The sequence below is a fragment of the Pseudaquabacterium terrae genome (assembly GCF_013266755.1).
In the GTDB taxonomy this organism is placed as follows: domain Bacteria; phylum Pseudomonadota; class Gammaproteobacteria; order Burkholderiales; family Burkholderiaceae_C; genus Pseudaquabacterium; species Pseudaquabacterium terrae.
In genome coordinates this window covers 830,458-850,968 of sequence record NZ_JABRWJ010000001.1, presented here as the reverse complement: position 1 = coordinate 850,968, position 20,511 = coordinate 830,458, and the positions used below count along the sequence as shown (strand labels likewise).

The following is a 20,511-nucleotide window of genomic DNA, read 5'->3' as shown; positions in this document are numbered from 1 at the left end:
CGCGCTGCGCGGGCGCACCGCCCGCGGGGCTATCAGCGCCGCCGCGTCAGCTCGATCACCAACGCCGCCGGCAGCGCCTGCGCCAGGCCGTCCAGCCCGACCCGCGCGACCGCTTCGTCGCCCGGGCGCAGCGGCTCGAAGCCGTGGCCTTGCGGCGTGATCTCGATGAACGGGGGTGCCCCGACTTCGGAGTGCAGTCGGCGCCGCAGTCGTTCCAGCGGCGCGCCCGAAAGCGTCGAGGCGTAGACGACGGCTTGCGGCAGGCCATCGGCGCAGTAGTCGCAGGCGGCGTCGACCGAGGCCACGTAGTCGACCAGCAGATCGAGGCCCTGCACGGCGAGCCGCACCTGGTTGCGCATGTCGCGGTCGGGTGCCAGCACCAGCAGCTGGCAGCCGGCCAGCAGGCGGGCGTCCGAGGCGCTGGGTTCGGCGTGGCCGGCCAGCGCGACCAGGCGTTCGAACTGCAGGCTCAGGGTCGTGCTGGCGTGGTCTTCCTCGAGCGTCAGCCGGGCGCTCAGCGCGGCGGCGGCGAAGTGCATCAACTGCCACGACAAGGGTTCGGCGGTGCCCGGCGCGCGCGGCTTGCGCGTGAAGCGGCACAGCAGGTTCGCCTGGGCCGACGACGGGCGGGCATCGAGCCGCAGCTCGATCGGCGTCAGTGCGCTGTCGTCGCACCATTCGAGCAGCGCCCGCAGCAGCGCTCCCGTCAACCCGGTGTCCGTGACCACGGCGGCCGGTCCCAGCGTGGCCCGGACTTCGCGGGCACCCGGCGCGGCGTCGCGGCGATGCTCATCGAGCAATTCGTCCAGCATCGCGCACAGGTCGGTCGGCTCGGGCACTTGTCGCACGCCGCCGGAGGCCAGCCGCGCGATCTGCTGGCCGAGGATGCCGATGCGGCGAGCACGGGCCACCTCGTCGTGCAGGGCCTGCAGCTGCCGGGCATCCAGCGTCTCGCCGGCGGCGAGTGCGCGCACGCGTTCGAGCGCCCGTGTCAGCGGTTCGGCCACTTCGGCCGCGAGCTGGCCGAGCACGTCATGCAGCATGCTGCCCGCCGTTGGTGCTTCCTGGATCTTCATCGCCGCTCCATTACCCGCACAATGCCCGTCTCGAGGGTGGCGCATGCTCGGACCACGTCCGCGCCGTGTCCACCCCGCGCGTCCGGGGGGACTGGCAGCCGCTCGTGACATTTTTCACGTGCAGTGTCGGCTGCCGCTGAACGGCGGCTCTCAAGCGATGAAGCGATGGTTCAGGCGCCTGGCGCCGCTGGGGTTCGCGCTGGCGATCAGCGCCTGCGGACCGGCGATCGACTGGCGCGAGATGCGTCCCGAGGGCGTCCAGCTGACGATGGCCATGCCCTGCCGGCCGGCGACCCACGAGCGCGCGCTGACCCTGGCAGGCCAGCCGGCCACGATGCGGCTCTACGTTTGCCAGGTCCAGGACATGACCTTTGCGCTCGGCCATGCCGACCTCGCGGACCCCCTGCGCATCGGTCCGGCGCTGCAGGCGCTGGGCGACTCTGCGCGGCGCAACGTCGACGGGCGTGCGGAGCGCGAACAGCCGGCAGCGGTGCCCGGCATGACGCCGCACCCGCTGGCCCGCCACTGGCGCCTGGCCGGGCGGATGCCGGATGGCCGCGCGGTGTCATCATCGGTCACCGTCTTCGCATTCGGCACGCGTGTCTACCAGGCCACCGTGGTCGGTCAAACGCTCGATGAAGGCCTGTTGCGCCAATTCGAGCAGGCGTTGGCGGTGCGGCCATGATCGTTGAATCGCCGATCGCCGGTGGGCCAGGGCGCCGCCTGATGGTCCAGATGTTCCTGGCTTTCGCGTTCGCGTACTTCTTCTCGGCGCTGTTGCGCGCGGTGACGGCGACGCTCGCGCCGACCTTCAGCAACGAGCTCGGGCTCGGCGCCGGCGCGCTCGGCCTGCTGGCGGGGGCCTACTTCCTCGGATTCGCTGCGATGCAATTGCCGCTCGGCAGCGCGCTCGACCGGTTCGGCCCGAAACGCGTGCTGATGGTGTTGCTGGCGGTCGCGGCGGTCGGCTGCGCCTGCTTCGGCGCGGCGCGTGACCTGCCGCAGTTGCTCGTCGCGCGGCTGCTGATCGGCGTCGGCGTCTCGGCCTGCCTGATGGCGCCGCTGACGTGCTATCGCCGCCGCTTCGGCCCGACGGCGCAGCTGCGGACCAACTCCTGGATGCTGATGACCGGCTCGCTCGGCATGCTGTTTTCGACGCTTCCTGTGCAGTGGCTGCTGCCGGTGCTTGGTTGGCGCGGCCTGTTCCTCGCAGTGGCGGTGCTGCTGCTGGTGTCGATCGCGGCGATCGCCTTCCTGGTGCCGCGCGACGATGCGGCGCATGAATCGTCCGCGGCGGCCGCGCCCAACGGGGGCTATCGCGAGGTGTTGCGCCATCCGGTCTTCGTGCGCATGGCGCCGCTGGGCTTCTTCGCCTATGGTGGCATGGTGGCGATGCAATCGCTGTGGATCGGACCGTGGCTGACGCAGGTGGCCGGCCACAGTCCCGGTGGAGCCGCGCGCGGCCTGTTCATCGTCAACCTCAGCATGCTGGTCGCCTTCTTGTGCTGGGGCTTGCTGATGCCGCGGCTCGTGCGCAGCGGCTGGGACGCCGATCGCATCATCGCCCGCGCCTGGCCGCTGGGCGTCGCCTGCCTCGGCGCGATCCTGTGGTTCGGCCCGGCCGCAGGTGCCGGGGCCTGGGCCGCGTGGTGCGTGCTGACCAGCGTCGTTTCCTTGAGCCAACCGGCGGTCGCGCAAGCCTTCCCGTCCTCGCTCGCCGGGCGCGCGCTGTCCGCATTCAACCTGGTGATCTTCGCCGGCGTCTTCGCCGTGCAATGGGGCATCGGCCTGGCGCTGGACGCATTGCGGGCCCTCGGCTGGGCACCGTTGTCGGCCTACCGCGCGAGCCTCGGGCTGTTTCTCGCCGGCTGCCTGCTGGCGTTCCTGTGGGCGCATTGGCACCGGGGCGCGGCCGCGGTGCTGCAGCCGACGGCCGGGCGCACATAATCGCCCCGCTCCAGGTGCCCTCGATGCCTCGCTTGTTCGTGATCGCCCATGCCCCGCTGGCCAGCGCCTTGCGCTCGGTCGCGGCGCACATCTTTCCGGACCAGGCGGCGGCCATGGCGATCTGCGATGTCTCGGGCGAACAGTCCGCCGAGGAGGTGGAGCAGGCGGCGCTCGAGCAGCTCGGCCCCTCCGGCGAGACGGAGTGGCTGATCCTCACCGACGTCTTCGGGGCCACGCCCTGCAACGTCGCTCGACGCCTCGGCGAGCGGCCCGGCACGCGCGTGCTGGTCGGCGTCAACGTGCCGATGATGTGGCGCGCGCTGGGCCATGTGCAGGAGCCGCTCGAGAAGCTGACCGCACTGGCGGCCGCCGGTGCTTCACAAGGGGTGATGCAATTGGCCAGTGCACGCCCGCAGAATCAGGCGCTCAAACCCGCGAGTCATGATCCGGACGACCATCACGATCAGCAATAAGCTCGGGCTGCACGCCCGCGCATCGGCCAAACTCACCAAGCTCGCCGGCAGCTTTCAGTGCGACGTCCACATGGCACGCAACGGGCGCCGCATCAACGCCAAGAGCATCATGGGCGTGATGATGCTGGCCGCCGGCCTGGGCACCGAGATCGAAATAGAAACCGACGGCGCGGATGAGCAGGTCGCGATGACCGCGCTGCGTGCGCTGATCGACGACAAGTTCGGCGAAGGCCAGTGAGGCCTTGCGGGCGCCCGCGCGCTCAATGGCCTAGGAAGTGGCGCCGGTAACGTGCCGGCAGATCGGCCAGGCGCATCATCAACGGCAGGTCCGCGGTGTTGAAATCCGGATCCCAAGCGGGCGGACCGAGCACCTTGGCGCCGCAACGCAGATAGCCCTTGATCAGTGGCGGCGCCTCGACGCGCAGGTGCGTGTCCAGCTGCTCCACCGGAAGCGGCAGTCGCGGGCGCACCTGGTACTCCAGCGGGGCGAGGTGGGTTGCTCGCAGCTGCTGCCACAGGCTGGCGGCAACGTGGCCGCCATCGCGCATGCCCACGCTGGCACAACCGATCATCGTGTGCAGTGCATTGCGTTGCATGAACTCGCCCAGCGCCGCCCACAACGCCATGATGACGCCGCCCTGGCGCCACTCCGGGTCGACGCAGGAGCGGCCGAGTTCGACCATGCCCGATCGCAGCGCGCGCAAGCGCGTCAGGTCGAATTCGGTGTCGCTGTACAGGCCGCCGGCCCGTGTCGCCGCCCACGGCGTCAGGACGCGATAGGTGCCGATCACCCGGCCGGGGGTTCGGTCATCGCTGCGCGTGCGCACGAGCAGGTGTTCGCAGAAGCGATCGAACACGTCGGCGTCGTGGCCCTCGGGCGTGCCCGCGGGCGGCGCCGGTCGGGCGCCCATCTCTTCCACGAAGACCTGATGCCGCAGCCGCTGAGCAGCGCGCACCTCGTCGAGGTGGCGGGCCCAGACGACCTCCAGGTCTGCCTCGGAGCGGTGCAGACGCGGTGACTCGAAAGCGGTGATCGGCAGCGTCGGGCGCGGAAGTTCCATGGCGTGCGGCGTGGCGTGGTGTTGGCGTGATGCTGGGGACCTGCGGTGACCACCCGATGAACCACCCATGACGTTCCGGTGACGGCGCGCGCGAGTCTCTCCATTCGCGCTGCGCATGGTTCGAGGCCACTGCTAAAGTCTTCGCATGAGCATTCAGGTCTTCGGACTGCCGGTGTCGCGCGGGGTTGCCATCGGCCGCGCGGTCTTGGTCGCATCGAGCCGCGTCGACGTTGCGCACTACTTCGTCGAGCCTGAACGAGCCGAGGCCGAGATCGCCCGCTTGCGCCAGGCACGCGATGTCGTCGCCGCCGAGCTGACCACACTCAAGCGCGAGCTGCCTACTGACGCGCCCGGCGAGCTGGCGGCGCTGCTCGACGTGCACCTGATGCTGCTGCACGACGAAACGCTCGCCGACGCCACCAAGCACTGGATCGAGGAGCGCCACTACAACGCCGAGTGGGCGGTGTCTGCGCAGACCGAGGTGCTGGCACGGCAGTTCGACGAGATGGAGGACGAATACCTGCGCGAGCGCAAGGCCGACATCGAACAGGTGGCCGAGCGCCTGCTGGGTGTGCTGGCCAAGGCTCAACCGCTCCCGCTGGCCGCTGGCGCGCGCGATTTCGCCGGCGAGGATCCGCTGGTGCTGGTGGCCAACGACATCGCCCCGGCCGACATGCTGCAGTTCAAGGGCAGCGTCTTCACCGGGTTCGTCACCGATGTCGGCGGCCGTACCTCACACACCGCCATCGTTGCGCGCAGCCTCGACATTCCAGCGGTCGTCGGCGCTCGCGAGGCGAGTCGCCTCGTGCGGCAAGACGACTGGTTGATCATCGACGGCGACGCGGGCGTGGTGGTGGTCAACCCCTCGCCGATCGTGCTGGAGGAGTATCGGTTCCGGCAGCGTCAGAGCGCGCTCGAGCGAGCGCGCCTGGACCGGCTGCGGCACATGCCGTCGGTGACCCTCGACGGACAAGCGGTCGAACTGCTCGCCAACATCGAGTTGCCTGGCGATGCCGCGGCGGCGTTGGCAGCCGGCGCCGTCGGTGTCGGACTGTTCCGCAGCGAGTTCCTGTTCATGAACCGCAACGGCGAGCTGCCCAACGAGGACGAGCAGTTCGAGGCCTACCGCAGCGCGGTCGAAGGCATGCACGGCATGCCGGTGACCATCCGAACGGTCGACATCGGTGCTGACAAGCCGCTCGATCGGCTCACGGTGCACGAGCTGCGCCACGAACACGCGCTCAATCCGGCGCTCGGATTGCGCGCGATCCGCTGGAGCTTGTCCGAGCCGGCAATGTTTCGCCAGCAGATCCGCGCCATTCTGCGCGCCAGCGCCTACGGCAAGGTCAGGATGCTGATTCCGATGGTGGCGCACCTCGCCGAGGCGCGACACACGCAGGAGGCTGTCGCACGGGCGAAGCAGCAACTGACCGAAGCCGGCGTGCCGTTCAACGACATCGAGGTCGGCGCGATGGTCGAGATACCGGCGGCGGCAGTCTCCCTGCCGCAACTGCTGCGCTACTTCGACTTCGTATCGGTCGGCACCAACGACCTGATCCAGTACACCTTGGCGATCGACCGGGCCGACGAGTCGGTCGCGCACCTCTACGATCCTTGGCACCCCGCCGTGCTCCGTCTGATTGCTGACGTGATCGCCACCGCCAATGCCGCCGGCAAGCATGTCAGCGTGTGCGGAGAGATGGCCGGTGACGTGGCGTTTGCGGAGCTCCTGCTGGCGATGGGCCTGCGTAGCTACTCGATGCACCCTGCGCAGCTGTCGTCGATCAAGCAGCGAATCTTGCGTGCGGACAGTACGCGCTTGGCGGTTGCGCTGCGAGCAACCCTCGCCAGCGACGACCCGGCCGCCGAATGGCGCCGTGTCCTGGGTGGAACGACCATCATCTGATTCGGGGAGCTAGCGGACGCCGGCCGCGCGGCCAGTGTCACGAACCCCGCGTCGATCCCTCCTCTCCTTGGTATATACTGCGCGGCTTCGCTGTCTGACCGACACGGCGGATCGACGGGAGCCCAAGCGCTCGGCGAATCCCCCGCAAATCAGTCGGGATTGCGAAGACAAAGAAGCCTGTGCCATAATCGCAGGCTTCGCTCGAAGCGAAAACAGTTTGCCGATTCGATCGGTGCGCTGAAAGAAACTTCGAGAGGGTGTTGACAGGGTTTCATAAATCAAGTCATAATCCCATCTCTCTGCTGAACGCGATTCAGCAGCTCGCCAAACCGGCGAAGCTCTTTAAAAATCAACAGCCGATAAGCGTGGGCGTTTGAAGGCGAGTGCCAAGAGGCTAGCGGGTAAAGCCGCGAATCTCGAGGTCTCATGACCTTAAACGCTCACTGAATTGAATTTTCATGCAAGTGAAGTTCACTTCAATTCTTTGAGCAAATTTCAAGATCGAACTGAAGAGTTTGATCCTGGCTCAGATTGAACGCTGGCGGCATGCCTTACACATGCAAGTCGAACGGTAACGCGGGGCAACCTGGCGACGAGTGGCGAACGGGTGAGTAATGCATCGGAACGTGCCCAGTAGTGGGGGATAGCCCGGCGAAAGCCGGATTAATACCGCATACGACCTAAGGGTGAAAGCGGGGGATCGCAAGACCTCGCGCTATTGGAGCGGCCGATGTCAGATTAGGTAGTTGGTGGGGTAAAAGCCTACCAAGCCGACGATCTGTAGCTGGTCTGAGAGGACGACCAGCCACACTGGGACTGAGACACGGCCCAGACTCCTACGGGAGGCAGCAGTGGGGAATTTTGGACAATGGGGGCAACCCTGATCCAGCCATGCCGCGTGCGGGAAGAAGGCCTTCGGGTTGTAAACCGCTTTTGTCAGGGAAGAAATCCTCTGAGTTAATACCTCGGGGGGATGACGGTACCTGAAGAATAAGCACCGGCTAACTACGTGCCAGCAGCCGCGGTAATACGTAGGGTGCAAGCGTTAATCGGAATTACTGGGCGTAAAGCGTGCGCAGGCGGTTGTGCAAGACAGGTGTGAAATCCCCGGGCTTAACCTGGGAACTGCACTTGTGACTGCACAGCTGGAGTGCGGCAGAGGGGGATGGAATTCCGCGTGTAGCAGTGAAATGCGTAGATATGCGGAGGAACACCGATGGCGAAGGCAATCCCCTGGGCCTGCACTGACGCTCATGCACGAAAGCGTGGGGAGCAAACAGGATTAGATACCCTGGTAGTCCACGCCCTAAACGATGTCAACTGGTTGTTGGACGGCTTGCTGTTCAGTAACGTAGCTAACGCGTGAAGTTGACCGCCTGGGGAGTACGGCCGCAAGGTTGAAACTCAAAGGAATTGACGGGGACCCGCACAAGCGGTGGATGATGTGGTTTAATTCGATGCAACGCGAAAAACCTTACCTACCCTTGACATGCCTGGAATCCCGCAGAGATGTGGGAGTGCTCGAAAGAGAGCCAGGACACAGGTGCTGCATGGCCGTCGTCAGCTCGTGTCGTGAGATGTTGGGTTAAGTCCCGCAACGAGCGCAACCCTTGTCATTAGTTGCTACGAAAGGGCACTCTAATGAGACTGCCGGTGACAAACCGGAGGAAGGTGGGGATGACGTCAGGTCCTCATGGCCCTTATGGGTAGGGCTACACACGTCATACAATGGCCGGTACAGAGGGCTGCCAACCCGCGAGGGGGAGCCAATCCCAGAAAACCGGTCGTAGTCCGGATCGCAGTCTGCAACTCGACTGCGTGAAGTCGGAATCGCTAGTAATCGCGGATCAGCTTGCCGCGGTGAATACGTTCCCGGGTCTTGTACACACCGCCCGTCACACCATGGGAGCGGGTTCTGCCAGAAGTAGTTAGCCTAACCGCAAGGAGGGCGATTACCACGGCAGGGTTCGTGACTGGGGTGAAGTCGTAACAAGGTAGCCGTATCGGAAGGTGCGGCTGGATCACCTCCTTTCTGGAAAAAGCACTCAAATTCTCGCGCCCACACTTATCGGCTGTTGTTTGACAGCAGAAGACAAACTTGAGTGGAGCGTGAGCCTGGTGAGCGTCGACAAGCGATGGCCTAGCCTGGAGCTTGCGTTTGAACACTTTGACTTGGCGCTTCAATTCACGAATGCGCGGGTCTGTAGCTCAGTCGGTTAGAGCACCGTCTTGATAAGGCGGGGGTCGTTGGTTCGAATCCAACCAGACCCACCACCCATTCGTCGGGGGATTAGCTCAGCTGGGAGAGCACCTGCTTTGCAAGCAGGGGGTCGTCGGTTCGATCCCGTCATCCTCCACCACCCACCAATTCAAGTTTGATCGATGCTGGCCTAAGCGTCCGATGGGCGCTTAGGCCAGCCTTCGCAAGTCGGCTGTTGTTCTTTAACAATTCATAGAGTCGAATCAGCGTCATCGACGGAAAGCGTTCAGTTCGTAAAGGGGCTGCAGCGCACCGTGCCGTCGATGACATTTGATTGCGTCACCAGACTTCAACTCGATATCGAATGATTGAGAGTTAGAAGACGGCATAACGCGAATTACTCAAATCGAGTCCTTGACGACGCTGCCTTGTCCGCGGCGTCAAAATTATAGGGTCAAGTGACTAAGTGCATGTGGTGGATGCCTTGGCGATTACAGGCGATGAAGGACGTGATAGCCTGCGATAAGCTTCGGGGAGCTGGCAAATAAGCTTTGATCCGGAGATTTCCGAATGGGGAAACCCACCCGCAAGGGTATCGCACACTGAATACATAGGTGTGCGAGGCGAACCGGGAGAACTGAAACATCTCAGTAACTCGAGGAAAAGACATCAACCGAGATTCCGAAAGTAGTGGCGAGCGAAATCGGAACAGCCTGCGCATGATAGCCATCGACTTATCAAAACGGTCTGGAAAGGCCGACCAAAGAGGGTGATAGTCCCGTATGGAAAAAGTCGGCGGTGGTACTAGGTGCGGAACAAGTAGGGCGGGGCACGTGAAACCCTGTCTGAATATGGGGGGACCATCCTCCAAGGCTAAATACTCGTAATCGACCGATAGTGAACAAGTACCGTGAGGGAAAGGCGAAAAGAACCCCGGGAGGGGAGTGAAATAGATCCTGAAACCGCATGCATACAAAAAGTCGGAGCCCGCAAGGGTGACGGCGTACCTTTTGTATAATGGGTCAGCGACTTACATTCAGTGGCAAGCTTAACCGAATAGGGAAGGCGTAGGGAAACCGAGTCCGAATAGGGCGTTTGAGTCGCTGGGTGTAGACCCGAAACCAGGTGATCTATCCATGGCCAGGATGAAGGTGCGGTAACACGCACTGGAGGTCCGAACCGACTAGTGTTGCAAAACTAGCGGATGAGCTGTGGATAGGGGTGAAAGGCTAAACAAACCTGGAGATAGCTGGTTCTCTCCGAAAACTATTTAGGTAGTGCCTCAAGTATTACCATCGGGGGTAGAGCACTGTTATGGCTAGGGGGTCATGGCGACTTACCAAACCATTGCAAACTCCGAATACCGATGAGTACAGCTTGGGAGACAGTGCACCGGGTGCTAACGTCCGGACACAAGAGGGAAACAACCCAGACCGCCAGCTAAGGTCCCCAATATTGGCTAAGTGGGAAACGAAGTGGGAAGGCTAAAACAGTCAGGATGTTGGCTTAGAAGCAGCCACCATTTAAAGAAAGCGTAATAGCTCACTGATCGAGTCGTCCTGCGCGGAAGATGTAACGGGGCTAAGCCAGTAACCGAAGCTGCGGGTGCGTAGCAATACGCGCGGTAGGAGAGCGTTCTGTACGCCTGTGAAGGTGGGTCGTGAGGCCCGCTGGAGGTATCAGAAGTGCGAATGCTGACATGAGTAGCGTTAAAGGGGGTGAAAAGCCCCCTCGCCGTAAGCGCAAGGTTTCCTACGCAACGTTCATCGGCGTAGGGTGAGTCGGCCCCTAAGGCGAGGCAGAGATGCGTAGCTGATGGGAAACAGGTCAATATTCCTGTACCGATCTATAGTGCGATGTGGGGACGGAGAAGGTTAACTCAGCCGGGTGTTGGATGTCCCGGTTCAAGCCTGTAGTCGTGCCTGGTAGGCAAATCCGCCGGGCTTAGATGAGGGGTGATAACGAGGCGGCTTGCCGCCGAAGTGAGCGATACCCTGCTTCCAGGAAAAGCCACTAAGCTTCAGCTATAGACGACCGTACCGCAAACCGACACTGGTGCGCGTGATGAGTATTCTCAGGCGCTTGAGAGAACTCTGGAGAAGGAACTCGGCAAATTGACACCGTAACTTCGGAAGAAGGTGTGCCTTTAGTAGGTGAACCCGTACAGGGGGAGCCCAATGAGGCCGCAGAGAATCGGTGGCTGCGACTGTTTAATAAAAACACAGCACTCTGCAAAGACGAAAGTCGACGTATAGGGTGTGACGCCTGCCCGGTGCTGGAAGATTAAATGATGGGGTGCAAGCTCTTGATTGAAGTCCCAGTAAACGGCGGCCGTAACTATAACGGTCCTAAGGTAGCGAAATTCCTTGTCGGGTAAGTTCCGACCTGCACGAATGGCGTAACGATGGCCACACTGTCTCCTCCAGAGACTCAGCGAAGTTGAAATGTTTGTGATGATGCAATCTCCCCGCGGAAAGACGGAAAGACCCCATGAACCTTTACTGTAGCTTTACATTGGACTTTGAACAGATCTGTGTAGGATAGGTGGGAGGCTTTGAAGCCGGGACGCTAGTTCCGGTGGAGCCAACGTTGAAATACCACCCTGGTGTGTTTGAGGTTCTAACCTTGGCCCGTTATCCGGGTTGGGGACAGTGTATGGTAGGCAGTTTGACTGGGGCGGTCTCCTCCCAAAGCGTAACGGAGGAGTTCGAAGGTACGCTAGGCACGGTCGGAAATCGTGCTCATAGTGCATAGGCATAAGCGTGCTTGACTGCGAGACTGACAAGTCGAGCAGGTACGAAAGTAGGACTAAGTGATCCGGTGGTTCTGTATGGAAGGGCCATCGCTCAACGGATAAAAGGTACTCTGGGGATAACAGGCTGATACCGCCCAAGAGTTCATATCGACGGCGGTGTTTGGCACCTCGATGTCGGCTCATCTCATCCTGGGGCTGTAGCCGGTCCCAAGGGTATGGCTGTTCGCCATTTAAAGAGGTACGTGAGCTGGGTTTAAAACGTCGTGAGACAGTTTGGTCCCTATCTTCCGTGGGCGCTGCAAGATTGAGAGAGCCTGCTCCTAGTACGAGAGGACCGGAGTGGACGCACCTCTGGTGTATCGGTTGTCACGCCAGTGGCATTGCCGAGTAGCTAAGTGCGGAAGAGATAACCGCTGAAAGCATCTAAGCGGGAAACTCGTCTCAAGATGAGTCTTGCCGGGGCCTTGAGCCCCCTAAAGAGTCGTTCAAGACCAGGACGTTGATAGGCTGGGTGTGGAAGCGCAGTAATGCGTTAAGCTAACCAGTACTAATTGCTCGTGCGGCTTGACCCTATAATTTTGACGACCCGTCGTCAACAATTCAGTTATGCCCAATCTGGCATACGCAATCAAAAGCTGATTCGAATCTCTGTGAATTGGTCGCACTGACGCATGTCGTCAGCGCGGCAACAAGTTAAGCCTGATGACCATAGCGAGGTGGTCCCACTCCTTCCCATCCCGAACAGGACAGTGAAACGCCTCTGCGCCGATGATAGTGCGGATTCCCGTGTGAAAGTAGGACATCGTCAGGCTAATATGACGTGAGAAACGCCCGGTGAGAGCCGGGCGTTTTCTTCTCTAAAGAGTGTGATTGAAGGAATTCGATCTCAGTCTTTAGCGAAAGCTAATATGGACGCAAGTCCCGCTCTTTAAAAATCAACAGCCGATAAGCGTGGGCGTTTGAAGGCGAGTGCCAAGAGGCTAGCGGGTAAAGCCGCGAATCTCGAGGTCTCATGACCTTAAACGCTCACTGAATTGAATTTTCATGCAAGTGAAGTTCACTTCAATTCTTTGAGCAAATTTCAAGATCGAACTGAAGAGTTTGATCCTGGCTCAGATTGAACGCTGGCGGCATGCCTTACACATGCAAGTCGAACGGTAACGCGGGGCAACCTGGCGACGAGTGGCGAACGGGTGAGTAATGCATCGGAACGTGCCCAGTAGTGGGGGATAGCCCGGCGAAAGCCGGATTAATACCGCATACGACCTAAGGGTGAAAGCGGGGGATCGCAAGACCTCGCGCTATTGGAGCGGCCGATGTCAGATTAGGTAGTTGGTGGGGTAAAAGCCTACCAAGCCGACGATCTGTAGCTGGTCTGAGAGGACGACCAGCCACACTGGGACTGAGACACGGCCCAGACTCCTACGGGAGGCAGCAGTGGGGAATTTTGGACAATGGGGGCAACCCTGATCCAGCCATGCCGCGTGCGGGAAGAAGGCCTTCGGGTTGTAAACCGCTTTTGTCAGGGAAGAAATCCTCTGAGTTAATACCTCGGGGGGATGACGGTACCTGAAGAATAAGCACCGGCTAACTACGTGCCAGCAGCCGCGGTAATACGTAGGGTGCAAGCGTTAATCGGAATTACTGGGCGTAAAGCGTGCGCAGGCGGTTGTGCAAGACAGGTGTGAAATCCCCGGGCTTAACCTGGGAACTGCACTTGTGACTGCACAGCTGGAGTGCGGCAGAGGGGGATGGAATTCCGCGTGTAGCAGTGAAATGCGTAGATATGCGGAGGAACACCGATGGCGAAGGCAATCCCCTGGGCCTGCACTGACGCTCATGCACGAAAGCGTGGGGAGCAAACAGGATTAGATACCCTGGTAGTCCACGCCCTAAACGATGTCAACTGGTTGTTGGACGGCTTGCTGTTCAGTAACGTAGCTAACGCGTGAAGTTGACCGCCTGGGGAGTACGGCCGCAAGGTTGAAACTCAAAGGAATTGACGGGGACCCGCACAAGCGGTGGATGATGTGGTTTAATTCGATGCAACGCGAAAAACCTTACCTACCCTTGACATGCCTGGAATCCCGCAGAGATGTGGGAGTGCTCGAAAGAGAGCCAGGACACAGGTGCTGCATGGCCGTCGTCAGCTCGTGTCGTGAGATGTTGGGTTAAGTCCCGCAACGAGCGCAACCCTTGTCATTAGTTGCTACGAAAGGGCACTCTAATGAGACTGCCGGTGACAAACCGGAGGAAGGTGGGGATGACGTCAGGTCCTCATGGCCCTTATGGGTAGGGCTACACACGTCATACAATGGCCGGTACAGAGGGCTGCCAACCCGCGAGGGGGAGCCAATCCCAGAAAACCGGTCGTAGTCCGGATCGCAGTCTGCAACTCGACTGCGTGAAGTCGGAATCGCTAGTAATCGCGGATCAGCTTGCCGCGGTGAATACGTTCCCGGGTCTTGTACACACCGCCCGTCACACCATGGGAGCGGGTTCTGCCAGAAGTAGTTAGCCTAACCGCAAGGAGGGCGATTACCACGGCAGGGTTCGTGACTGGGGTGAAGTCGTAACAAGGTAGCCGTATCGGAAGGTGCGGCTGGATCACCTCCTTTCTGGAAAAAGCACTCAAATTCTCGCGCCCACACTTATCGGCTGTTGTTTGACAGCAGAAGACAAACTTGAGTGGAGCGTGAGCCTGGTGAGCGTCGACAAGCGATGGCCTAGCCTGGAGCTTGCGTTTGAACACTTTGACTTGGCGCTTCAATTCACGAATGCGCGGGTCTGTAGCTCAGTCGGTTAGAGCACCGTCTTGATAAGGCGGGGGTCGTTGGTTCGAATCCAACCAGACCCACCACCCATTCGTCGGGGGATTAGCTCAGCTGGGAGAGCACCTGCTTTGCAAGCAGGGGGTCGTCGGTTCGATCCCGTCATCCTCCACCACCCACCAATTCAAGTTTGATCGATGCTGGCCTAAGCGTCCGATGGGCGCTTAGGCCAGCCTTCGCAAGTCGGCTGTTGTTCTTTAACAATTCATAGAGTCGAATCAGCGTCATCGACGGAAAGCGTTCAGTTCGTAAAGGGGCTGCAGCGCACCGTGCCGTCGATGACATTTGATTGCGTCACCAGACTTCAACTCGATATCGAATGATTGAGAGTTAGAAGACGGCATAACGCGAATTACTCAAATCGAGTCCTTGACGACGCTGCCTTGTCCGCGGCGTCAAAATTATAGGGTCAAGTGACTAAGTGCATGTGGTGGATGCCTTGGCGATTACAGGCGATGAAGGACGTGATAGCCTGCGATAAGCTTCGGGGAGCTGGCAAATAAGCTTTGATCCGGAGATTTCCGAATGGGGAAACCCACCCGCAAGGGTATCGCACACTGAATACATAGGTGTGCGAGGCGAACCGGGAGAACTGAAACATCTCAGTAACTCGAGGAAAAGACATCAACCGAGATTCCGAAAGTAGTGGCGAGCGAAATCGGAACAGCCTGCGCATGATAGCCATCGACTTATCAAAACGGTCTGGAAAGGCCGACCAAAGAGGGTGATAGTCCCGTATGGAAAAAGTCGGCGGTGGTACTAGGTGCGGAACAAGTAGGGCGGGGCACGTGAAACCCTGTCTGAATATGGGGGGACCATCCTCCAAGGCTAAATACTCGTAATCGACCGATAGTGAACAAGTACCGTGAGGGAAAGGCGAAAAGAACCCCGGGAGGGGAGTGAAATAGATCCTGAAACCGCATGCATACAAAAAGTCGGAGCCCGCAAGGGTGACGGCGTACCTTTTGTATAATGGGTCAGCGACTTACATTCAGTGGCAAGCTTAACCGAATAGGGAAGGCGTAGGGAAACCGAGTCCGAATAGGGCGTTTGAGTCGCTGGGTGTAGACCCGAAACCAGGTGATCTATCCATGGCCAGGATGAAGGTGCGGTAACACGCACTGGAGGTCCGAACCGACTAGTGTTGCAAAACTAGCGGATGAGCTGTGGATAGGGGTGAAAGGCTAAACAAACCTGGAGATAGCTGGTTCTCTCCGAAAACTATTTAGGTAGTGCCTCAAGTATTACCATCGGGGGTAGAGCACTGTTATGGCTAGGGGGTCATGGCGACTTACCAAACCATTGCAAACTCCGAATACCGATGAGTACAGCTTGGGAGACAGTGCACCGGGTGCTAACGTCCGGACACAAGAGGGAAACAACCCAGACCGCCAGCTAAGGTCCCCAATATTGGCTAAGTGGGAAACGAAGTGGGAAGGCTAAAACAGTCAGGATGTTGGCTTAGAAGCAGCCACCATTTAAAGAAAGCGTAATAGCTCACTGATCGAGTCGTCCTGCGCGGAAGATGTAACGGGGCTAAGCCAGTAACCGAAGCTGCGGGTGCGTAGCAATACGCGCGGTAGGAGAGCGTTCTGTACGCCTGTGAAGGTGGGTCGTGAGGCCCGCTGGAGGTATCAGAAGTGCGAATGCTGACATGAGTAGCGTTAAAGGGGGTGAAAAGCCCCCTCGCCGTAAGCGCAAGGTTTCCTACGCAACGTTCATCGGCGTAGGGTGAGTCGGCCCCTAAGGCGAGGCAGAGATGCGTAGCTGATGGGAAACAGGTCAATATTCCTGTACCGATCTATAGTGCGATGTGGGGACGGAGAAGGTTAACTCAGCCGGGTGTTGGATGTCCCGGTTCAAGCCTGTAGTCGTGCCTGGTAGGCAAATCCGCCGGGCTTAGATGAGGGGTGATAACGAGGCGGCTTGCCGCCGAAGTGAGCGATACCCTGCTTCCAGGAAAAGCCACTAAGCTTCAGCTATAGACGACCGTACCGCAAACCGACACTGGTGCGCGTGATGAGTATTCTCAGGCGCTTGAGAGAACTCTGGAGAAGGAACTCGGCAAATTGACACCGTAACTTCGGAAGAAGGTGTGCCTTTAGTAGGTGAACCCGTACAGGGGGAGCCCAATGAGGCCGCAGAGAATCGGTGGCTGCGACTGTTTAATAAAAACACAGCACTCTGCAAAGACGAAAGTCGACGTATAGGGTGTGACGCCTGCCCGGTGCTGGAAGATTAAATGATGGGGTGCAAGCTCTTGATTGAAGTCCCAGTAAACGGCGGCCGTAACTATAACGGTCCTAAGGTAGCGAAATTCCTTGTCGGGTAAGTTCCGACCTGCACGAATGGCGTAACGATGGCCACACTGTCTCCTCCAGAGACTCAGCGAAGTTGAAATGTTTGTGATGATGCAATCTCCCCGCGGAAAGACGGAAAGACCCCATGAACCTTTACTGTAGCTTTACATTGGACTTTGAACAGATCTGTGTAGGATAGGTGGGAGGCTTTGAAGCCGGGACGCTAGTTCCGGTGGAGCCAACGTTGAAATACCACCCTGGTGTGTTTGAGGTTCTAACCTTGGCCCGTTATCCGGGTTGGGGACAGTGTATGGTAGGCAGTTTGACTGGGGCGGTCTCCTCCCAAAGCGTAACGGAGGAGTTCGAAGGTACGCTAGGCACGGTCGGAAATCGTGCTCATAGTGCATAGGCATAAGCGTGCTTGACTGCGAGACTGACAAGTCGAGCAGGTACGAAAGTAGGACTAAGTGATCCGGTGGTTCTGTATGGAAGGGCCATCGCTCAACGGATAAAAGGTACTCTGGGGATAACAGGCTGATACCGCCCAAGAGTTCATATCGACGGCGGTGTTTGGCACCTCGATGTCGGCTCATCTCATCCTGGGGCTGTAGCCGGTCCCAAGGGTATGGCTGTTCGCCATTTAAAGAGGTACGTGAGCTGGGTTTAAAACGTCGTGAGACAGTTTGGTCCCTATCTTCCGTGGGCGCTGCAAGATTGAGAGAGCCTGCTCCTAGTACGAGAGGACCGGAGTGGACGCACCTCTGGTGTATCGGTTGTCACGCCAGTGGCATTGCCGAGTAGCTAAGTGCGGAAGAGATAACCGCTGAAAGCATCTAAGCGGGAAACTCGTCTCAAGATGAGTCTTGCCGGGGCCTTGAGCCCCCTAAAGAGTCGTTCAAGACCAGGACGTTGATAGGCTGGGTGTGGAAGCGCAGTAATGCGTTAAGCTAACCAGTACTAATTGCTCGTGCGGCTTGACCCTATAATTTTGACGACCCGTCGTCAACAATTCAGTTATGCCCAATCTGGCATACGCAATCAAAAGCTGATTCGAATCTCTGTGAATTGGTCGCACTGACGCATGTCGTCAGCGCGGCAACAAGTTAAGCCTGATGACCATAGCGAGGTGGTCCCACTCCTTCCCATCCCGAACAGGACAGTGAAACGCCTCTGCGCCGATGATAGTGCGGATTCCCGTGTGAAAGTAGGACATCGTCAGGCTAATACCCAAAGAGGCCCGAACTCAACGAGTTCGGGCCTTTTGCCATTCTGGCCGCAGATGAACAGCTTGAGTTTCCCGCTCACAAATCCAGATGTTTGCAGACGCCGCCAATAGCAAGCCAGCGCATCAGGGCATCAGGGCAGCGTCTCAAGCCGGACTTACGCCGCCGAACGCAACTCGCGACGCAAGATCTTGCCGACGTTCGACTTCGGAAGGTCGTCGCGGAACTCGATGTACCGCGGACGCTTGTAGGCTGTGAAGTTGTCCTTGCAGTAATTCATCAAATCGGATTCGGACAGGGTGGTGTCACGGCGAACCACGAACAGCTTCACCGATTCGCCGGACTTGCTGTCCGGAATTCCGATCGCGGCGCACTCGATCACACCAGGATGCAGGTTGACGACCTGCTCGATCTCGTTCGGGTACACGTTGAAGCCCGACACCAGGATCATGTCCTTCTTGCGGTCGACGATGCGCGTGTGTCCGCGCTCGTCCATGACGCCCACGTCGCCCGAGCGAAAGAAGCCGTCGTCCGTCATCACCTTCGCAGTTTCATCCGGCCGGTTCCAGTAGCCGCTCATGACCTGCGGGCCGCGGATGCATATTTCGCCCGGCTGTCCGAGCGGCATATCGCGCCCCTCATCATCACGGATCACGATGTCCGTCGACGGCACGGGTAAGCCGATCGTGCCGGTGAAGCCTTCGATGTCCAGCCGGTTCGTCGTGGCGACCGGTGAGGTTTCCGACAGCCCGTACCCTTCCACGATCGAACATCCGGTGACCCGGCGCCACAGCTCGGCCGTCGCCTGCTGAACCGCCATACCGCCGCCGTTCGACACCACCAGTCCCGAGAAGTCCAGACGCGCAAAGCCCTGATCGTTGGCCAAGGCATTGAACAGCGTGTTGACCGCCGGAAACATGTTCACGCGGTGTCCTTGCAGTGCCTTGACGAAGCCGGGGATGTCGCGTGGATTCGGGATCAGCAGGTTCAACATCCCCAAGCGGGCGCCCATCATGTAGCAGATCGTCAGCGCGAAGATGTGGTACAGCGGCAGCGCGCACACGACGGTCATCTGCTGCGCGCCGACGGTGTCCAACATCGGCTTGAACCAGGCTTCGGTTTGCAGGATGTTGGCAACAACATTGCGATGCAGCAGCGTCGCGCCTTTCGACACGCCGGTGGTGCCGCCGGTGTACTGCAGAAACGCGACGCTGCCGGGGCCCAGGGCCGCGCGCCTCAGCGCCAGCCGCGTGCCTTCAGCCACTGCCATGTTGAACCGTGTGACCGTGCGGCCTTGATCGAGGGGCAACCGGTATTCGGGCACCATCTTGCGCAGGTGCCGCACTGCGAAATTGACCAACTGCCCCTTCCAGAACCCCAGCAGGTCGCCCATCGACGCGAGCACCACGTGACGCACCGCTGTTCTGTCGATCACTTCCTCGAGCGTGCTGACGAAGTTCTCGAGCACGACGATCGCCTCCGCGCCCGAGTCCTTCAGCTGATGCTCCAGCTCCCGCGGTGTGTACAGCGGGTTCACGTTGACGACGACCAACCCGGCGCGCAGGATCGCCGCGATTGCCACCATGTACTGCGGCAAGTTGGGCATCATCACCGCAACGCGGCTTCCGGGCGCCAGCCCCTTCGCTTGCAGCCAGGCGCCCAGCGCTTGCGACTGGTCGTCGACATCGCGAAAGCGCAGCCGGCTGCCCAGACACTCGGCCGCGGGACGATTTGCATAGCGACGAAACGCGTCCTCGAGCAGGTCGACGAGCGACGCGTAAGCGGTCGAATCGATTTCGCTCGGCACGCCGTCGGGATAGTTGTTCAACCAGGGTCTTTGCACGGCAGCTCCGAGGGTCAATGCGTTTCCAGGCCCCGCATGGTTGCGGGCGGTGCGACGCAGGGCTACGGTAATTGTCCTAGCGCCGCGAACGGATCCATAGGCGCAGTACCCGACGATGTTGTCGCTGAAGTGATTGCGCCCCCGTCAAACAGCGCGTTCGCGAGGGCCTCCTCGCGCTGCCGCACCGTGCCGAGAAACGTCTGCGCACCCTTCATCGAGCCGAAAGTCTCGAAGCCCACCTCGAGGAAGCGTTGCAGTTCGCCGAGCCCGGCTGCGCGCGCCGGTTGTCGCATCATGCGCAGCGCGCCGCGCAGAAAATGACTGCGCGTGTAGTGGTCGAGTGCCTCGCCGATCTGGATCGTGAGATCGATCTGTGCCTGCCGATCTTGCGCGCGTCCCGTGCGCTGCCACAAGGCGCGGTAGACCGCAGCGTCGATTGCCGGTGCATCGAGCTGGCGCGCCATCGTGTCGTCGAGATCTTCGGACAAGGCATGCAGACGCGCCAATGCGGCGACCGTTCGGACGATCTCGTCGGGGAACATCCGTACCAACGCTGGCACGATGCGCGCGAACTGTGCATCCCGCGCCGCAAACTCCTGGGGCCCATAGAGCTCGTCGAGAAAAAAACGCGCCGCCCGGCAGTAGCGTGCATCGGCCAGCAGATCGGCATATCCGCGCTCGAAGCGGCGGGCCTGGTACGCCTTGACGGCCTGCACCCGTTCGGTTTGAGCCGGATCGTCCGCACGTGCGAGCCGCAAGCGCTCGACGCGCGCGAGATGGTCGAGGATCTGTTGGCCTGCGGGACTCATGACGCGCGAAGCGTAGCGCGCCGCGGCGAAACTTTCGGCTCGGCTAGTGACTCCGCCCTACCGGTGTCGTCGAATGCCATTCGCCGG

The 20,511-nt window shown here is 60.2% G+C and carries 9 protein-coding genes, 4 tRNA genes and 6 rRNA genes; 15 read left to right on the top strand and 4 right to left on the bottom strand.

What is annotated here, in order from left to right; all coding sequences use genetic code 11:
• Positions 1–32: 32 nt before the first annotated feature.
• A complete protein-coding gene (locus HLB44_RS03915; RefSeq protein WP_173120754.1) occupies positions 33–1,076 on the bottom strand; it encodes an ATP-binding protein in 1,044 nt (347 codons plus the stop codon).
• Positions 1,077–1,233: 157 nt separating this feature from the next.
• Between HLB44_RS03915 and HLB44_RS03910 the strand changes: the two genes are divergently transcribed.
• Genes HLB44_RS03910 through HLB44_RS03895 form a run of 4 tightly spaced genes read left to right on the top strand, consistent with a single transcriptional unit; the run spans position 1,234 to position 3,734 of the window.
• The gene (locus tag HLB44_RS03910) at positions 1,234–1,761 is read left to right on the top strand and encodes a hypothetical protein (RefSeq protein WP_173120752.1); all 528 of its coding nucleotides are present in this window, start codon (positions 1,234–1,236) and stop codon (positions 1,759–1,761) included.
• A complete protein-coding gene (locus tag HLB44_RS03905) occupies positions 1,758–3,023 on the top strand; it encodes an MFS transporter (RefSeq protein ID WP_246312028.1) in 1,266 nt (421 codons plus the stop codon). Before HLB44_RS03910 ends, HLB44_RS03905 begins: the two co-directional genes overlap by 4 nt.
• A gap of 23 nt (positions 3,024–3,046) precedes the next feature.
• Complete coding sequence (locus tag HLB44_RS03900) at positions 3,047–3,496, top strand: PTS sugar transporter subunit IIA (protein WP_173120750.1); 450 nt, start codon at positions 3,047–3,049, stop codon at positions 3,494–3,496.
• The gene (locus tag HLB44_RS03895; RefSeq protein WP_173120748.1) at positions 3,465–3,734 is read left to right on the top strand and encodes an HPr family phosphocarrier protein; all 270 of its coding nucleotides are present in this window, start codon (positions 3,465–3,467) and stop codon (positions 3,732–3,734) included. The genes HLB44_RS03900 and HLB44_RS03895 overlap by 32 nt, the downstream gene beginning before the upstream one ends.
• 22 nt (positions 3,735–3,756) lie before the next feature.
• On the opposite strand, the gene HLB44_RS03890 is transcribed toward HLB44_RS03895, so the two are convergent.
• Entirely contained in the window at positions 3,757–4,557 is an 801-nt protein-coding gene (locus HLB44_RS03890) for a GNAT family N-acetyltransferase (protein ID WP_173120746.1), read from the bottom strand.
• 145 nt (positions 4,558–4,702) lie between these two features.
• Here HLB44_RS03890 and ptsP point away from each other — a divergent pair, with 145 nt between their 5' ends.
• The 11 genes from ptsP (at position 4,703) to rrf (HLB44_RS03835) (ending at position 17,770) form a co-directional block, all read left to right on the top strand.
• Positions 4,703–6,463: a phosphoenolpyruvate--protein phosphotransferase gene (gene ptsP, locus HLB44_RS03885; RefSeq protein WP_173120744.1), complete on the top strand. Its 1,761-nt coding sequence runs from the start codon at positions 4,703–4,705 to the stop codon at positions 6,461–6,463.
• Positions 6,464–6,966: 503 nt separating this feature from the next.
• A 16S ribosomal RNA gene (locus HLB44_RS03880) occupies positions 6,967–8,495 on the top strand.
• A gap of 165 nt (positions 8,496–8,660) precedes the next feature.
• Positions 8,661–8,737, top strand: a tRNA-Ile gene (locus HLB44_RS03875).
• Between the two features lie 10 nt (positions 8,738–8,747).
• Positions 8,748–8,823 (top strand) — tRNA-Ala (locus tag HLB44_RS03870).
• A 292-nt stretch (positions 8,824–9,115) separates the two neighbouring features.
• A 23S ribosomal RNA gene (locus tag HLB44_RS03865) occupies positions 9,116–11,990 on the top strand.
• A gap of 126 nt (positions 11,991–12,116) precedes the next feature.
• Positions 12,117–12,229: ribosomal RNA gene (rrf, locus tag HLB44_RS03860) — 5S ribosomal RNA — on the top strand.
• 278 nt (positions 12,230–12,507) lie between these two features.
• Positions 12,508–14,036, top strand: a 16S ribosomal RNA gene (locus HLB44_RS03855).
• Between the two features lie 165 nt (positions 14,037–14,201).
• Positions 14,202–14,278 (top strand) — tRNA-Ile (locus HLB44_RS03850).
• A 10-nt stretch (positions 14,279–14,288) separates the two neighbouring features.
• Positions 14,289–14,364, top strand: a tRNA-Ala gene (locus HLB44_RS03845).
• Positions 14,365–14,656: 292 nt separating this feature from the next.
• Positions 14,657–17,531: ribosomal RNA gene (locus HLB44_RS03840) — 23S ribosomal RNA — on the top strand.
• A gap of 126 nt (positions 17,532–17,657) precedes the next feature.
• Positions 17,658–17,770: ribosomal RNA gene (gene rrf, locus HLB44_RS03835) — 5S ribosomal RNA — on the top strand.
• The 16S, 23S and 5S rRNA genes sit together here with 4 tRNA genes alongside, the layout of an rRNA operon.
• A gap of 159 nt (positions 17,771–17,929) precedes the next feature.
• On the opposite strand, the gene HLB44_RS03830 is transcribed toward rrf (HLB44_RS03835), so the two are convergent.
• Positions 17,930–19,615: a long-chain-fatty-acid--CoA ligase gene (locus HLB44_RS03830; RefSeq protein WP_173120742.1), complete on the bottom strand. Its 1,686-nt coding sequence runs from the start codon at positions 19,613–19,615 to the stop codon at positions 17,930–17,932.
• A 62-nt stretch (positions 19,616–19,677) separates the two neighbouring features.
• Positions 19,678–20,424 carry a DUF8198 family protein gene (locus HLB44_RS03825; protein ID WP_173120740.1) on the bottom strand — a complete coding sequence of 249 codons (747 nt, stop codon included), beginning with the start codon at positions 20,422–20,424 and terminating at the stop codon, positions 19,678–19,680.
• Positions 20,425–20,511: the final 87 nt, after the last annotated feature.

Bases quoted from the DNA above. Each gene is read 5' to 3' on its own strand.
- ptsP (WP_173120744.1), top strand. From the start codon at position 4,703: ATGAGCATTCAGGTCTTCGGACTGCCGGTGTCGCGCGGGGTTGCCATC.
- HLB44_RS03900 (WP_173120750.1), top strand. From the start codon at position 3,047: ATGCCTCGCTTGTTCGTGATCGCCCATGCCCCGCTGGCCAGCGCCTTG.
- HLB44_RS03895 (WP_173120748.1), top strand. From the start codon at position 3,465: ATGATCCGGACGACCATCACGATCAGCAATAAGCTCGGGCTGCACGCC.
- HLB44_RS03905 (WP_246312028.1), top strand. From the start codon at position 1,758: ATGATCGTTGAATCGCCGATCGCCGGTGGGCCAGGGCGCCGCCTGATG.
- HLB44_RS03890 (WP_173120746.1), bottom strand. From the start codon at position 4,557: ATGGAACTTCCGCGCCCGACGCTGCCGATCACCGCTTTCGAGTCACCG.
- HLB44_RS03915 (WP_173120754.1), bottom strand. From the start codon at position 1,076: ATGAAGATCCAGGAAGCACCAACGGCGGGCAGCATGCTGCATGACGTG.
- HLB44_RS03825 (WP_173120740.1), bottom strand. From the start codon at position 20,424: ATGAGTCCCGCAGGCCAACAGATCCTCGACCATCTCGCGCGCGTCGAG.
- HLB44_RS03910 (WP_173120752.1), top strand. From the start codon at position 1,234: ATGAAGCGATGGTTCAGGCGCCTGGCGCCGCTGGGGTTCGCGCTGGCG.